Source organism: Terriglobales bacterium (assembly GCA_035457425.1).
Lineage (GTDB): Bacteria > Acidobacteriota > Terriglobia > Terriglobales > Acidobacteriaceae > JACPNR01.
On record DATIBR010000146.1, the window covers coordinates 12,558 to 27,836 of the forward strand.

The window sequence follows — 15,279 nt, forward strand, 5'->3', positions numbered from 1 at the left end:
TTATATATCCCACCCATCGCCCCACTTCGCGCGCCGCGCCCGCCGGTACGCCTCTCCCTGCTTCTTGCTGATGGTGACGAGCGCGAGCCCCTCCGGCCCGCATAGATCCAGCTTCATGTGGCCCTTCCCCGTCTGCGGATGGCGCACGATCCGCGCCGGCGCGCGCGCGATCCCGGGATCCCTGGCGAAGATGACATAGCTGAATTTCTCGTCCTCCCAGCCCAGCTCGCCGGCTTTCAGCTTGCGGTGCAGGGAAGTCCGCTCCACGCGCGCGGCAAAGTGACACCAGTCTTTGGTGCCGTCCATCGGACACCGCCGCTCGTGCGGACACGGCGCCACCAGAAAGGGCGCGCCTGCAGCCGCGCCGTCAGGCTGCCTTTCTTTTTCCTGGGGCTTTCGCCCCGGCGCGATGAGTTGATCCCGCACTCGCATGATGGTCGCGTACCCGCGCGGCGTCCCCGGTTCGATCACGCACAGCACCTGCAACTGCTTCCACGCGCGCTCGACCACCTGCGCCGCGTCACTCGCCGAGAGTTCCCCGAGCGAGTACGCGGCAACCGCCAAATCGCAGCTCGGCATCTTCGCCGACCGCAGGTCCTCCGCGAACCGATCAGCTTGCGGCGAGCCGCCGGCCGCGAGCCGCCGGCCCAACTCGAGGAACGAGGCATCGCGTTCGACCAGCGTCAGTCCTGTCAATGCAGGAAACTGCTCAAGCGCCGCGAGCGTGGCCGTCCCCGGCCCGGCCCCGAGGTCGAGCATCGTGCGCGGCGCGAACTGCGGCGCGCGCGCCTTCAGCTCCTCGAGCACCGCGCTGATCGCGGCGTAGGTGGCAGGGAAGCGCACCGCGAGGTACGCGGCGCGGTCCGTGCCGCTCGCGAGCAGCGGCGCAGCACCGTCACTCGTGTGGAGGCGGGCGACTCGCCCGCTATCGCGATAAGCCTCGCTGATGCGCTCCGCCGCAGCCCGCAATTGCTTGAAGTCGTGCTCGGTGACCAGAGATTCGATGGCTGCGGCGAGATGGGATGGGAGCTGCATGATCCTCGGGGCACTTACATTCCGAGCCCGCCGCGGCGGGCGAGGAAGCCCTACCGCCGCGACGCATTCTCGTGAGGGTAGGGCTTCCTCGCTTCGCTCGGAATGACAACAAAACGAGCCGACTAATCGCCGGTCAAGAATCTGTACTGCTCCGCCGTGAGCGGGACCACCGAGAGCCTGCCCTGCCGCACCAACGGCGAGTCCTTGAACGTCTTGTGAGCTTTGATCTCCGCCAGCGTCATCGGTCGCGGGATGGCCTTGCCCGCCTGGATGGTCACGCGCGGGTCGTTCGGGTCGCTCGCATCGACCTTCCGCACCTTCGCCGTGCCGACCGCGCGCTTCTCGTCGCCCGTGTGGTAGATGACCAGCGTGTCGCCCGGCTTCATCGCGCGCAGGTTGCGCTTCGCCACCGGGTTCGAGACGCCGTCCCACAGCGTCTGCTTGTCCTTCCGCAGGTCGTCGAACGAGTACGTGGATGCTTCCGTCTTGAGCAAGTAATACATAGAACCTCTATCAGGTAGCGGCCGGCGACTCGCCGGCCGTGCACCGGCGGGGTCGCCGGTGCCTACCAGCTATTTTTTCCCTCTCAGATACGCGTCGTCGCCCGATTCCCAATCCGCCCGGTTGGGCGAGAAGACGTCGGTCACCACGGTGTCTTCGATGGCCTCGGCCGCGTGCGGCAGGTTGGGCGGGATGACCAGCACTTCGCCGGCGCGCACGTCCATCGGCCCGCCGCCCGGCCAGGTGAAGCGCAGGCAGCCCTCCACCACCCACGTCATCTGCGAGTTCTCGTGCTTGTGCTCCGGCACGATCGCGCCGCGCTTCAGCTCGAAGCGCGCCAGCGACTGGTTCACGTTGGAGATGAACCGCCGCGTGATCTCGGGCGTCATCTGGTCGTGCTTAACATCCTTCCAGGAAATCTTTTTCATAAGTCAAAACCCTACCGCGGATCTTCGCGGATGAACGCGGATCAAAACTTTCGAGCTAAGTCCCAGGCACCCCAACCAGCACAGGCGACTCCGACCAAGAGGAAGAGCAACCGTGCCCAGACAGGCTTCACCATCGCTATCACCTTTGATCCGCCACGGCCGTGCGACATCAACTGCCCTCGCGTCCCCGCGCCGATGAGCCAAACCGCGAGCACCAACGCTATAACGTAAATCCACACCCTGCTCAGAACATCCATTGTTTTCCCTTATCCGCGTTCATCGGCGTTCATCCGCGGTAAGCCTTTCTTAGTACCGGTGCAGCCACCTGCACTTCTCCACAACGTCCTTCAATTTCGGCAGGAAGTACTCCTCCAGCGGCGGCGAGAAGGGCACGGGCGAATCCTGCGCCGCGATGCGCGTGATGGGCGCGTCGAGGTCGTCGAATGCCTCTTCGTTGATGATGGCCGCGATCTCGCCCGCCAGCCCGCCGGTCTTGGTGTCCTCGTGCAGCACCAGCACCTTGTTGGTCTTCTTCACCGTCGCCGCGATGGCCTCGCGGTCGAGCGGCAAGAGCGTCCGCAGGTCGAGGATCTCGACCTCGATGCCGTCGCGCGCCAGCATGTTCGCCGCGTCCATCGCCAGGTGGACCATCGCCGCGTACGTGATGATGCTCAGGTCGCGCCCCGCGCGCGCCACCCGCGCCTTGCCGATCTCGACCGTGTAGTCCTCGGCCGGCAGCTCTTCCTTGATGCGCCGATAGAGGAACTTGTGCTCGAAGAAGAGCACCGGGTTGTTGTCGCGGATGGCCGACTTGATCAGCCCCTTGGCGTCGTAGCACGTCGCCGGGTAGAGCACCTTCAGCCCGGGCGTGTGGACGAACGAGACCTCGGGATTCTGCGAGTGGAACGGCCCGCCGTGCACGCCGCCGCCCGAGGGCCCGCGCAGCACCACGTTCGCGGGCGCGCCCCAGCGGTAGTGCGTCTTGGCCAGCATGTTGACGATCTGGTTCTGCGCGCAGGTGATGAAGTCGATGAACTGGAACTCGGCCACCGGACGCAGCCCGGTGAGCGCCGCGCCCAGCGCCGCACCCACGATGGCGTTCTCCGCGATGGGCGTGTCGATCACGCGCTCCGGGCCGAAGCGGTCGATGAAGCCGTCGGTCACCTTGAATGCGCCGCCGTAGACGCCGATGTCCTCGCCGATGCAGAAGACGCGCGCGTCGGCCTCCATCTCCTCCCACAGGCCTTGCCGGATGGCTTCGAGGAATGTGACGGCGGCCATCGCTAGCTACTCCCTTGCAGTTCCACGACAATTCGCCCTGACTCCAGCTTCCGGTATGCAAAGGCACCATTCATGATGTTGCAATTCGGACCTTCGGTCTTACTCTGCTGCCACTGATACAAACTAGCCCTGAGCTGACCGGTCTTCGTTGGCTTGAAATCCTGTCCATGCGGATAGCTCGACTTGACCGTTGCTTTGATACGGATATTCGCTTGATCTCCAGGCTGCAGCTCCAGAGAGCTCCAAGGTTTGTCATCGGAAGAATAGAGAAAAGCGGTGGCCACGAGCGGGCTCGAGACGTCCTCAGTTCGCAGCCACACCGAGAACGATGCGATGAAGTAACCCTCTTTAAGAATCTGGGGTGAGTTAACAACCGTTAAAGGGTCCGGACTCCACGGGATCGTGGTGGGTCGCTTGCCAACATTCTTGAGCGAGAGTGTGATTCCGATTTCATCCCCTTGCCGGAATGAGTGAGAGCTTAGGTCAGTCACAGCAAGCTGCAACTGACCTCGTTCTCCTCCGCTTATTGCGCCGTCAGCCCAACCTTCAAAAACGTTGGCGCACTTCGGGTTCTTCCAGCGGTCGATTTGCACTGTCCGCTGATTGGTCAAATCGACCGTGAAGGTTTTCTGCGCGATGGCGCAGCTAGGCACGATGAGAGCGATTCCGACGGCTATCCAGGTCTTCATTTCAAGTGCACCGCCGCTTCCACCTGCTCGAGCTTCACGTCCTTGTGGCCGCGCGCCTGCACCTCACCGTACATCAGCGGGATGGGGTGGCAGTCCGCTCCGGCGCAGTAGACGCCTTTCGCCGCCCACTCCGGCTCGGGCATCGGTGAGGCCTCCGCTGCCATGCGGTCGTCGTCGAGCTGCCGCTCGACCTCGGCCTTCATCCGCTCGTTCTGCTCGCGCGTGAGCCACTTCTTCCCGTCGACCAGGTACTTCTCGAAGCGGGCGATGCAGTCGCGCTTCTGCCAGAACTCGCGCATCGCCGCGGGCACGTACTGCGCCGCGTCGTGGATGGCGTGGCCCTTCATGCGCATCATCTTGGCCTCGATCAGCGTGGCGCCCTCGCCGCGATACGCGCGCTCGACCGCTTCGTAGGTCGCGTCGTAGACCTGGCAGGGGTCGGTGCCGTCGACGATCACGCCCGGCACGCCGTAGCCGATCGCGCGCTGCGCCAGGTCCTTCACCCCCACCTGCTCCTCGGTCGGCGTCGAGTACGCCCAGTGGTTGCTCTCCACGATCAGCACCACCCCGAGCTTCTGCACGGCGGCGAAGTTGAAGCCTTCGTAGGTGACGCCGGTCGACTGCCCGCCGTCGCCGATCCACGTCAGGCACGCGATGTTCCGCCCCTGTAGGCGCGCGCCCAGCGCGATGCCCGCCATCACCGGGATGGAGTCGCCCAGCATCGAGATGGGCGCCGAGACCTTCTTGTCGATGGAGCCGAAGTGCGAGCCGGCGTCCTTGCCCTTGGTCGGGCCCTCGGCCTTCGCCATGTACTGCATCATGACGTCGCGCGTGTGGTAGCCGCGCACCAGGAACGCGCCCTGGTTGCGGATCATCGGCGCGATCCAGTCGTCTTTGCCGAGCGCGTACGCCGACGCGACCGAGCAGCCCTCCTGGCCGGTGCCGAAGTACACCCCGCCCACCACCTTCGATTGCTTGTAGAGCTTCTCGAGCGTGAACTCCATGCCGCGGTTCAGCAGCATGTACTTGTAGATCTCGATGGCCTGCGCCGGCTTGAGGTACTTGGAGTCGCGGATCGGCGGGACGGGAAGGTCCAGGTTGCCGCGCACTTCGTAGTGGACGTCACCGTCTTTGTCGACCTCGACGACGCGGAAGTCGGGCTTCTCCAATCTCCAGTCTTCGATCCGGCCGGCTCCGCTCGGCGGCGCCGGCTTCGCGGCTCCGCCGCCGTCCCAGCGCGCGCGTACCGCCTGCCGGGCAACGCTGCTGCGCTGCTCGGGCGTCATCTTCGTCAGGCGCGCCTTGCCGCCCTTCCTGCCAAGCGCTACCGCTGCCGGGTCCTTCTTTGCCATGCGCTTAGTATAGACCTCTTGGTTCTGAACCTGTCAAATGCCTTGCAGAATCAATCACTTACGCTAGGTATGTGTCCTCTTCGTCCAGCTCCCGCAACTCCTTCGGCGGACGTGCCGGCACACCGACTTTCGCGCCCAGCAGCTCGTCCACCGTCGCCACTTCCTTCATCTCGTGCCCGAAGACCGTCTCGAAATTCCGCACCACGTACTGCGCGACCTCGGCGACCGTCGGCGGTGCGACCGTGCGGTTCGGATGCCGCGCCTGCAGCTCGGCGTTGAGCGAGGTCACCGGTTTGTCCGCGATGCCGCAGGGAACAATCAACTTGAAGTGGTCGAGATCGTTGGTCACGTTGAACGCGAACCCATGCGAGGTCACGCCCCGCGAGACGTGGATCCCCATCGCAGCCAGCTTTTTCGGCTGCGCGCGCTGCGGATCTTCGTTCTGCCCAGCCTCCTGCATCCCGTGCAGCGGCCGCGTCCACACCCCGGTCAGCCCGGGCACGCGCGAGGTCAGCACGCCGAACTCCGCGCACGTCCGGATCAGCACCTCTTCCATCTTCCGCATGAAGTCCACCGGCCACACCTTTAGCGCGCGCAGGTCGCAGATGGGATAGCCCACGAGCTGCCCCGGCCCGTGGTACGTGACGTCGCCGCCGCGGTCGCATTCGAAGAGCTCCACGCCCTTCGCCGCGAGTTGCTCCTGCGAGGCCAGCACGTTCTTCTTGTCGGCGTTCTTGCCCAGCGTGATGACCGCCGGGTGCTCGAGCAGCAGCAGCACGTCGCCGATCTCGCCCGCCTGGCGCGCGGCGACGAGCTTCTCCTGCAGCTTGAGCCCTTGAGAGTAGGGAACCAGTCCGAGTTGGACGTAAGAGATCAAAACCTAGCCACGGATGGCCACGGATGAACACGGATCAATCAGGATTTAATCCGTGCGATCCGTGGCAATCCGTGGCTGAAAAGAACTACGCGTTGATGGCCATCCCGTACACGCTGGCGAACGCGTCGCCCATCGCCTCGTACAGCGTCGGATGCGCGTGGATGGTGTACATCAGGTCGTCGACCGTGCCCTCAAGCTTCATCACCGCCACCGCCTCCGAGATCATCTCGGTCGCGTCCGGCCCGATGATGTGCACGCCCAGGATCTCGCCGTACTGCTCGTCGGCCACGATCTTGATGAACCCTTCGTGCGCGCCGATGATGCTCGCTTTCGAGTTCGCCGTGAACGGGAACTTGCCCACCTTGATCTTGCGGCCGCCTTCCTTGGCCTTCGCCTCGGTCAGCCCGACGCTCCCGATCTGCGGCTCGCAATACGTCGCGCCCGGGATGAGCTCGCGCTTCACCGGGTCCGCCGGCTTGCCGGCGATCTTCGACACCGCGACGATTCCCTCCATCGCGCCCGCGTGCGCCAGTTGCGGCAGCCCCGCCACGATGTCGCCCACCGCGTAGACGCCCGGCTCCTCCGTCTGCATCCACTCATTGGTCTTGAGGAAGCCGCGGTCGGGCTTGATCTTCGTCTTCTCTAGCCCGACGTTGTCGGTGCGCGGCGCGCGCCCCACCGCGACCAGCACCTTCTCCGCGTCGAGCTTCTGCTTCTTGCCCTGGTCGTCGGTGAAGCTGATCGACACTCCGTCCTTGCTCTTCTCGACCTTCTCCACCTTCACGCCGAGCTGGCAGGCGATGCCGCGCTTCTTGAAGTTCCGCAGCAGCTCCTTCGAGACGTCTTCGTCCTCCACCGGCACCAGCCGCGGCAGCGCTTCCAGCACCGTGACGTCGGTGCCGAACGACTTGAAGATGCTGGCGAACTCCACGCCGACCGCGCCCGAGCCGATCACCGCCAGCGTCTTCGGGATGGCCGGCAGGTCGAGGATCTCGATGTTGGTCAGCACCCGCGAATCGGCTTCCATCCCCGGGAGCATCTTGGCTTCCGAGCCGGTCGCCAGGATCACGTTCTTCGCCTTGATGTGGTTGGTCTCGCCGCCCGCGCCGCCGCCGCCCGCGGTGTAGACCTCGATATCGAGCACGCCGTTCTTCTGCGGACCGGTCAGCTTGCCCCAGCCTTCGACTGTGGTGACCTTGTTCTTGCGCATCAGGAACTCGAGGCCCTTGGCGTGCTTCGTCACGATCTTGTTCTTGCGGTCGAGCACCGCCTTCCAGTCGATCTTCGGCTCGCCCGTGATCGTGATCCCGAAATCCTTCGCCGCCTTCAGGTGGTCGTAGATCTCGGCGTTGAACAGCAGCGCCTTGGTCGGGATGCAGCCGACGTGCAGGCAGGTGCCGCCCAGCTTGTCGTCTTTCTCGATCAGGCAGGTCTTCAGGCCCAGCTGCCCGGCGCGGATCGCCGCGGTGTAGCCCGCCGGCCCGCTCCCGATGATGGCGACGTCGTAGATCGTCTCAGCCACAGTGCGCGCTCCCTCTTACCTTCGGATGTCAGGGACAAACAAAAGATTCTAGATGATGGGGAACGTTTCGTGAGGCCCTTCGTGAAACCTTTGTGACCTTGGTGTGCTGCTTTTTGCCGGCGGGACCAAGAAGCGTCACACGAAGGACACAAAGGAAGCACAAAGGCCCTTTACGAAGGGCTGCTAGCTGCGCACCTCGCACATCAGCCCGAAGATGTTGTTCTCCGGGTCGCGGAAGAAACACATCCACAGGTCGTGGTCGGGAAGCTTGGCGATGAGGTGCGGCTGGTCCTCGAACTTCACGCCGCGCGCGACCAGCGCCTGGTGCGCCACTTGGATGTTCGGCACCTTGAAGTAGAGGATGGACGCCGGGTGATCGTGCTCCGGCTTCTCCGGCGGCGAGAGCATGATGCGCACGTCGCCGCACATCAGGAACGCCATGTTCCCGGCGGTGAACAGAAACTTCATCCCCAGCTTGTCGCGGTAGAACTCGGTCATCGCCGCGGTGTTCCTGGTCACGATGGCGATCTGCCCGATCTGCCCGAGCCCGAATTGCTCTGCCATGACGAATCTCCTTGCTGACGGGGAGAATATTAGTTAGCATAGCTAACTAATGTCAAGGCCTGCGACAGGGAAATTTCGCGGGGTCGAGGCCGTCGCCGACCGGCTGCACTCCGCCGCCATCCGCCTGCTGCGCCGGCTCCGCCTGCAGGACGCCGCGATGGGGATCGGCCCGGCTCAGGCCTCGGCGCTCTCCGTGCTCGTCTTCGGCGGCCCGATGTCGCTCAAGGAGCTGGCGCGCGCCGAGCAAGTCCGCCCGGCCACGATGAGCCGCGTGGTCCGCGGCCTCGAGCGCGCCAAGCTCGTCCGCCGCGCGACCGCCGGCGACGACGCGCGCCGCATCGTCCTCACGCCGACGGAGGAAGGGAAGTCGCTGCTCTGGGAAGGCCGCCGCCGCCGCGTCGCCCTGCTCGCCTCGGGCCTGCGCGCGCTCGCCCCGGAAGAACAAAAGCAGCTCGCCCAGACCGCCGAGCTGCTTCACCTGCTGCTGCCGAAGCTGGAGATACGAAGGGGCTAGTCGGCCTCGAGAGCCCGGAGGTCCTCCAGGTCCCGCGTCCTGCCCGCAGCACGCTTCGCAGCAATCAGATCGGAACGAGAGACGACGAAGAATTTCTGTCCTTCAAACTCCATCACCTCGCGGCGCTCCCATGCATCCGCGAACTGGATTCCCGGTGCTGTCGTCATGACGTCGATGGGAATGCGGTCCTTGAGACGGGTGATCTGTGTCGCCACCAGCTCTTCTGGCGTGATTTCGGCTGCGGTGCCAAAGCCGAGCTGCTGGAGCGAGTCGAGAAGCTGCCTAGCATTGGCGACATTGGCCTCGATGAGGATGTCGAGGTCGAAGGTGGCGCGGGGAACGCCGTGCAGCGCCACAGCGATGCCGCCGAAGACGAGATAGCGGACGTTATTTCGTTGAAACGATTCGAATACCGGCTTCAGCCGTTGCAGCATCGTTGGCTTTCGTCTGGAGCAGGCCCGGATTGACCGAAATCAGGAACTCAGTGAACTCGTTGAATACATGCATGCGCTCGGCCAGCGGCAGGGATTTGAACCACCGCGCTTTTTCTTCCAGCGACTCGTCGCCCATTAGAAGAGTGTTCATGATCTACCCGAGCACCCGCGCCGCGTCCTTCGCGAAGTAGGTCAGGATGAGGTTCGCGCCCGCGCGCTTGATCGAGGTGAGCGACTCCATCATCACGCGCTTGCCGTCGATCCAGTTGTTGCGCGCCGCCGCCTGGATCATCGCGTACTCGCCCGACACCTGGTAGGCCGCGAGCGGCACGTCGAACCGCCGCCGCGCCTCCGCGATCACGTCGAGGTACGCCATCGCGGGCTTCACCATGATCATGTCCGCGCCTTCTTCCAGGTCGAGCTCGATCTCGCGCATCGCCTCGCGCAGGTTCGCGCCGTCCATCTGGTAGGAGCGCCGGTCGCCGAACGCGGGCGCCGAATCCGCCGCCTCGCGGAACGGCCCGTAGAACGCCGACGCGAACTTCGCCGCATACGAAAGGATGGGGGTGTTCTCGAAGCCGCTCGCGTCGAGCGCCTTGCGGATGGCCGCGACGCGCCCGTCCATCATGTCGGACGGCGCGATGATGTCCATGCCCGCCCGCGCTTGCGAGACCGCGGTCTTCGCCAGGATCTCCAGCGTCGCGTCGTTCACGATCTCGTACTCCGCCGCGGCCGCCGCGGCGACCTTGTCCATCGCCGCCGGCAGCTCGGCTTCTTTCACCGCCATCGCTCCGACCGAGCGCGGCGCGCTCCCGCCGGACTTCTGCACGATGCCGCAGTGCCCGTGGCTCATGTACTCGCACAGGCACACGTCGCCCACCACGATCACGTCTTTCGCTTCGCGCTTGATGGCGCGGGTCGCGCGCTGCACGATGCCATCTTCCGCCCACGCCCCGGTCGCGACCTCGTCCTTCTTCTCCGGCAGGCCGAACAGGATCACCGCCGGCACGCCCAGCGACTTCGCCTCGGCGGCTTCCTTCACCGCCTGGTCCACCGACAGGTTGAACACCCCGGGCATCGACCCGACTTCCTTGCGCACGCCCTCGCCGGGCACGACGAACAGCGGATAGATGAAGTCGTCCGGAGTGAGGCGCGTTTCGCGGACGAGGTTCCGCATCGCCTCGGTGCGCCGCAGGCGCCGCATGCGTGTAGTGGGGAAGGCCATGGCTCTCCTTATTCTAGTACTCCCGGCGGGCCCGCCGCCGCGAAACTCGCGTGCGATACCATTAGCGGATGCCCGCGCCCCCGCCACCGGCCTTGCTCCAGCACACCAGCGCCCGCGCGCTCGAATTCGACGCGCTGCTGGACCTGCTCCGCGGGTACGCGCAGTCGCCCCTCGGCCGCGCCCGCATCGCGGCGCTCGCTCCCGTCTCCGGCGCGGAATGGATCCGGCGTCAGCAGGCGCTCACGCAGGAGATCCGCGACTACCGCCGCGCCGGCGGCCGCTTCGAATTCGCCGGCCTGGAAGACCCGGGCAAGCTCATCGACAAGGCTCGCATCGAGGGCACCGCGCTCGAAGCCACCGAGCTGCGCGACGTGGTCGCCGTGCTCGACCGCGCGCAGCAGTGGCGCGAGGTCGTGCAGCATCCGCCCGCCGAGCTGCGCGCAGGCTTTCACGCCGTCGCCGAGCTCTCGCGCGCCATCGCCGACTTCGGCGAGCTGCTCAAGTTCTTCCACGGCAAGATCCTCCCCGACGGCACGCTCGACGACCGCGCCTCGCCCGAGCTGGCGCGCATCCGCAAGGAGATCGAGAAGCAGAAGCGCGCCATCCAGCAGACGCTCCAGGGCTACCTGCGCCGCCTCGCCGAGGACGGCTCGGTGCAGGACGAGCTCGTCACCATCCGCGGCGAGCGCTTCGTCATCCCGGTGAAGACCGAGCAGAAGCGCAAGGTGCAGGGCGTGGTCCACGGCGCCAGCTCCACCGGGCTGACCGTCTACATCGAGCCGCTCGAGACCATCGAGCAGAACAACGAACTGGTCCGCCTGATCGACGAAGAGCTCGCCGAGGTCCACCGCATCCTGCGCGAGATGACGCGGCGCATCGGCGAGCGCGCCGCCGAAGTCCGCGCCGCCGTCGAGACGCTCGCGGAACTCGAGCTCCAATTCGCCAAGGCGAGATTCGCCGACGACTACGACTGCGTCGCGCCCAACATGAGTAGCGCCGGCGGCTCGCCGGCTGTAGCGCGGGCGGCCTCGCCCGCGCTCCTGCTCGAGAACGCCCGTCATCCCTTGCTCGAGCGCAACCTGCGCGGCAAGGGCGCCGCCGTCATCCCGCTCACGCTCGACCTCGCCGGCCACCGCCAGCTCATCATCAGCGGCCCCAACACCGGCGGCAAGACGGTCGCGCTCAAGACTCTCGGCCTGCTCGCGCTGATGGCGCAGTCCGGCATCCCGGTGCCCGCTGCCCGCGCCGAGCTGCCTGTCTTCGACGCCGCGCTCGCCGACATCGGCGACTACCAGTCCATCGAGATGAATCTCTCTACCTTCTCCGCGCACGTCACCAACATCGACTTCATCTCGAAGACCGCGACCGCTCGCTCGCTCGTCCTGCTCGACGAGCTCGGCTCCGCCACCGACCCCAACGAAGGCGCGGCGCTCGCCGTCGCCATCGCCAGCCACTTCCGCGAGCTCGGCTGCGTCTCCATCATCTCCACGCACCACACCGCGCTCAAGGTCTACGCCGCCAACGCCGAAGGCGTGCTCAACGCCGCCGTCGGCTTCGACGAGCACACGCTCCAGCCCACGTACGAGCTGCGCGTCGGCGTACCCGGCGCCTCGGCCGGCATCAACATCGCGCAGCGCCTCGGCCTCAATCCGAAGATCATCGAGCAGGCGCGCGGCCGCGTCGAACAGCAGTCGCAGGACATCGCCAAGTTCCTCGACCAGCTTCACGCCGAGCTTCGCCAGGTCTCCGACGAGCGCGCGCGCATCCGCAAGCAGGAGCAGGAGGTCGCGCGCGAGAAGTCGCGCCTTGCCGCCGAGGGCAAGCAGGAGCAGCAGAAGCTGGTGCGTGCGATGGAGAAGAAGCTCGACGACGTCCTGAAAGATTTCGAGTACCGCGCGCGCGAGACCGTGCGGGAGGTCCAGGACCGGGCCGCGGCGCAGAAGCTCTCCAAGGAAGCCGAGCGCCGCATCGCCAAGCTGCGCCGCGAGTTCAAGGAACAGTTCGACCAGACGGTGGTCGCGCATCACACCGGCGCCGACCGCGGCGACGTCCACGCGCGTCCCGCCGAGGTCAAGCACGTCGAAGAGGGCGACACCGTGAAGCTCAAGTCGTTCGGCCGCAACGCCGTGGTCAAGCGCATGCTCGACAGCAACACCTTCGAGGTCGAGATGGGCAACATGAAGATGCGCGTGCCGCGCTCCGACGTCGCCGAGATCGTGGTGCGCGCCTCCGCTTCGCCGGTGCAGGCGGCGCGGGCCCGCGGCATCTCCGTGCACACCGCCTCCGACGCGAGCGTCCCTTCCGAGCTCAACGTCATCGGCCAGACGGTCGACGAAGCCACGCAGCGCGTGGAGAAGTACGTGGACTCCGCCTTCCTCGCCGGGCTCACGCGCGTGCGCATCGTGCATGGCAGCGGCATGGGCATCCTCCGCAAGGCGCTGCGCCACTACCTGAAGACGCACCCGCACGTCGCGCAGATCTCGGAGCCGCCGCAGAACGAAGGCGGCGCCGGCGCGACAGTGGTGGAGCTGCGAACCTAACGTCCACCACAGAGACACAGAGACACAGAGGAAACCGATCCAAAAGCTCTGTGTCTCTGTGGTAGATTCTCGGCCCTGATTCCAGGAGGAAACATGGCACGTCGCGTCCTGGGCCTCGCTCTCTGCTGTTCGCTCTTCCTCTTCGCCGCCGACAAGCCCAAGTCCGCGGCCGCCCCGCCGTCCGCCGACAAGCTCTGGGCCGACCTCGCCGACGGCAACGCCCGCTTCGTCGCCGGCAAGCTGACCGTCGACGACGACCTCGCGGCGCATCGCGAGAAGCTGGCCCACGGCCAGGCGCCGCCGGTCGCGGTGCTCGCCTGTGCCGACAGCCGCGTCGGCCCCGAGCTGCTCTTCGACAAGAGCCTCGGACAGCTCTTCGTCGTGCGCGTAGCCGGCAACAGCGCTGACCCTGTGGGGATCGGCAGCCTGGAGTATTCCGTCGAGCACCTCGGCAGCACCATGATCGTGGTCATGGGCCACCAGAGCTGCGGCGCCGTGAAGGCCGCCTGCTCCGGCGGGAAGATGCCCACCGCGGGCCTCGCCGCCGTCGTCGAGCCCATCAAGCCATCGTGCTCGAAGGTCAAGGGCAAGGACATCGAGTCCGCGACTAGGGACCACGTCCACGTCACCGCGCAGGACCTGCTGGCCAGGAGCCCGCTCCTGAAGCAACACTTCGACGCCGGCAAGCTGGCCATCGTCGAGGCCTACTACTCGCTCGACACCGGCAAGGTCGAGCGCCTGAAGTAGCCGAGATTAACGCAGAACCATCGCTAACGGCCGCGGCAGACGCGCGTCTATAATCCCCGGGTTCTTCTTTTCTCCAAATCTCCTGCCTGAGCTATCCAGGCGGCAACTCCGCGGAGGAACTATGCGCGCACTCGCACGTGCGGCGCTTGTCCTTTCCGTGCTCGGCCTCGCCCTCTCTGCGTCCGCGCAGACGGCGGCCGGCGCGAAGAAGGGCGGCGCTCCAGCCAAAGCCGCGGCCGGCAAGGGAGCCATGAACGCCGGCTTCCACGTCCCGGTCGAGTATTACAAGCTTCCCAACGGTCTTCGCGTCGTGCTTTCCGAAGACCACACCGCGCCCACCGCCGTCATCGCGGTCTACTACAACATCGGCTTCCGCATCGAGCCCAAGGATCGCACCGGCTTCGCGCACCTGTTCGAGCACCTGATGTTCGAAGGCTCCGAGAACGCGCCCAAGGGCACCTTCGACAAGCTCATCCTCGGCAACGGCGGCGTGAACAATGGCTCCACCCGCTTCGACTTCACCAACTACTTCGAGGTCGTGCCCGCCAACGTGCTCGAGACCATGCTCTGGCTCGAAGCCGACCGCATGCGCGCCCTCGATCTCGACGAGAAGCACCTCAAGAACCAGCAGGGCGTCGTCGCCAACGAAGTGAAGGTCAACGTGCTCAACCAGCCCTACGGCGGGTTCCCGTGGATCGACATGCCGATGGCCGCCAACACCAACTGGTACAACTCGCATAACTTCTACGGCGAGCTCTCGGACTTGGAAGCCGCGTCGCTCGACGACGCGCGCTCCTTCTACAAGACCTTCTACGCGCCCAACAACGCCGCGCTGGTCGTCGTCGGCGACTTCGACGCCAAGCAGACCAGGGCCTGGATCGAGAAGTATTTCGCCAAGATCCCGGCGGCGCCGCAGCCCGCCAAGGCCGACCTCACCGAGCCCAAGCAGACCGCCGAGAAGAAGAAGGTCATCGAAGACGCCATCGCCAAGCGCCCGGCGCTGGCCGTCGGCTACCACGTGCCCGAGCGCAACACGCCCGAGTACTACGCGATGGTGTTGCTCGACCAGATCCTGGTGCAGGGCAACGATTCGCTCCTGCGCAAGGAGCTGGTGAAGAAGCAGGGGTATTCCTCAGCCGTGTCGGGCGGCATGAACCTGCTCGGCAATCAGTTCAACTACAACGGGCCCATGAACTGGATGGCATACCTCTTCTACGACCAGAGCGTCGCGCCGGAGCAGATCCTGGCGTCCATCGATTCCGTCATCAGCGACCTGCAGTCGAAGCCGGTGGACAAGGCCACGCTCGAACTCGCGCGCACCAAGCTGCTCTCCGGGCTCTACGACGACCTCGGACAGCTCAACGGCTTCGGGCGCGCCGACATGCTCGCCTCGCTCGCCCTGTTCGACGACAACCCGGCGCGCATCAACCAGCTCGATGCCGAGCTGGCCAAGGTCACTCCGCAGCTCGTTCAGAAGACCGCGCAGGAGTACCTGCGCTCCACCAACCGCACGGTCGTGATCCGCGAGCCCAAGAAAGACGCTCCGGCTCCGGCCAAGGCCGGACTGTAG

At 65.7% G+C, this 15,279-nt stretch carries 16 protein-coding genes; 4 read left to right on the forward strand and 12 right to left on the reverse strand.

Going from position 1 to position 15,279, the window contains the following annotated elements; translation table 11 throughout:
* The 9 genes from VLA96_11120 to VLA96_11160 all read right to left on the reverse strand — a co-directional run bounded on the left by VLA96_11120 (position 1) and on the right by VLA96_11160 (position 8,249).
* Positions 1-1,035, reverse strand: coding sequence for a small ribosomal subunit Rsm22 family protein (locus VLA96_11120; protein ID HSE49749.1), 1,035 nt, complete (start codon positions 1,033-1,035; stop codon positions 1-3).
* Between the two features lie 122 nt (positions 1,036-1,157).
* Entirely contained in the window at positions 1,158-1,538 is a 381-nt protein-coding gene (locus VLA96_11125; GenBank protein ID HSE49750.1) for an EVE domain-containing protein, read from the reverse strand.
* 69 nt (positions 1,539-1,607) lie between these two features.
* A complete protein-coding gene (locus VLA96_11130; GenBank protein HSE49751.1) occupies positions 1,608-1,964 on the reverse strand; it encodes a cupin domain-containing protein in 357 nt (118 codons plus the stop codon).
* 306 nt (positions 1,965-2,270) lie between these two features.
* A complete protein-coding gene (locus tag VLA96_11135) occupies positions 2,271-3,245 on the reverse strand; it encodes an alpha-ketoacid dehydrogenase subunit beta (protein HSE49752.1) in 975 nt (324 codons plus the stop codon).
* 2 nt (positions 3,246-3,247) lie between these two features.
* Positions 3,248-3,934, reverse strand: coding sequence for a hypothetical protein (locus VLA96_11140; GenBank protein ID HSE49753.1), 687 nt, complete (start codon positions 3,932-3,934; stop codon positions 3,248-3,250).
* Positions 3,931-5,286, reverse strand: coding sequence for a thiamine pyrophosphate-dependent dehydrogenase E1 component subunit alpha (locus VLA96_11145; GenBank protein ID HSE49754.1), 1,356 nt, complete (start codon positions 5,284-5,286; stop codon positions 3,931-3,933). The genes VLA96_11140 and VLA96_11145 overlap by 4 nt, the downstream gene beginning before the upstream one ends.
* A 58-nt stretch (positions 5,287-5,344) precedes the next feature.
* On the reverse strand, positions 5,345-6,163 hold the full coding sequence (lipB, locus tag VLA96_11150) for a lipoyl(octanoyl) transferase LipB (protein HSE49755.1): 819 nt from the start codon (positions 6,161-6,163) through the stop codon (positions 5,345-5,347).
* Between the two features lie 85 nt (positions 6,164-6,248).
* Positions 6,249-7,685 (reverse strand): dihydrolipoyl dehydrogenase, encoded by a 1,437-nt coding sequence (lpdA, locus tag VLA96_11155; GenBank protein ID HSE49756.1) that lies wholly within the window; start codon positions 7,683-7,685, stop codon positions 6,249-6,251.
* Positions 7,686-7,868: 183 nt separating this feature from the next.
* The gene (locus VLA96_11160; GenBank protein ID HSE49757.1) at positions 7,869-8,249 is read right to left on the reverse strand and encodes a VOC family protein; all 381 of its coding nucleotides are present in this window, start codon (positions 8,247-8,249) and stop codon (positions 7,869-7,871) included.
* Positions 8,250-8,298: 49 nt separating this feature from the next.
* Here VLA96_11160 and VLA96_11165 point away from each other — a divergent pair, with 49 nt between their 5' ends.
* Complete coding sequence (locus VLA96_11165; protein HSE49758.1) at positions 8,299-8,763, forward strand: MarR family transcriptional regulator; 465 nt, start codon at positions 8,299-8,301, stop codon at positions 8,761-8,763.
* Here VLA96_11165 and VLA96_11170 read toward each other — a convergent pair.
* From VLA96_11170 to hemB, 3 genes are read right to left on the reverse strand one after another with little or no spacing between them, the layout of a single operon-like run.
* The gene (locus VLA96_11170) at positions 8,760-9,197 is read right to left on the reverse strand and encodes a DUF6036 family nucleotidyltransferase (protein ID HSE49759.1); all 438 of its coding nucleotides are present in this window, start codon (positions 9,195-9,197) and stop codon (positions 8,760-8,762) included. The two genes, VLA96_11165 and VLA96_11170, sit on opposite strands and share 4 nt — an antisense overlap.
* Entirely contained in the window at positions 9,151-9,333 is a 183-nt protein-coding gene (locus VLA96_11175) for a hypothetical protein (GenBank protein HSE49760.1), read from the reverse strand. Before VLA96_11175 ends, VLA96_11170 begins: the two co-directional genes overlap by 47 nt.
* A gap of 18 nt (positions 9,334-9,351) precedes the next feature.
* Positions 9,352-10,422 (reverse strand): porphobilinogen synthase, encoded by a 1,071-nt coding sequence (hemB, locus tag VLA96_11180; protein ID HSE49761.1) that lies wholly within the window; start codon positions 10,420-10,422, stop codon positions 9,352-9,354.
* Positions 10,423-10,490: 68 nt separating this feature from the next.
* On the opposite strand from hemB, the gene VLA96_11185 reads away from it, so the two are divergent.
* The 3 genes from VLA96_11185 (at position 10,491) to VLA96_11195 (ending at position 15,279) form a co-directional block, all read left to right on the forward strand.
* Entirely contained in the window at positions 10,491-12,962 is a 2,472-nt protein-coding gene (locus VLA96_11185; GenBank protein ID HSE49762.1) for an endonuclease MutS2, read from the forward strand.
* A gap of 93 nt (positions 12,963-13,055) precedes the next feature.
* Positions 13,056-13,709, forward strand: coding sequence for a carbonic anhydrase (locus tag VLA96_11190; GenBank protein ID HSE49763.1), 654 nt, complete (start codon positions 13,056-13,058; stop codon positions 13,707-13,709).
* A 121-nt stretch (positions 13,710-13,830) separates the two neighbouring features.
* On the forward strand, positions 13,831-15,279 hold the full coding sequence (locus VLA96_11195) for a pitrilysin family protein (GenBank protein ID HSE49764.1): 1,449 nt from the start codon (positions 13,831-13,833) through the stop codon (positions 15,277-15,279).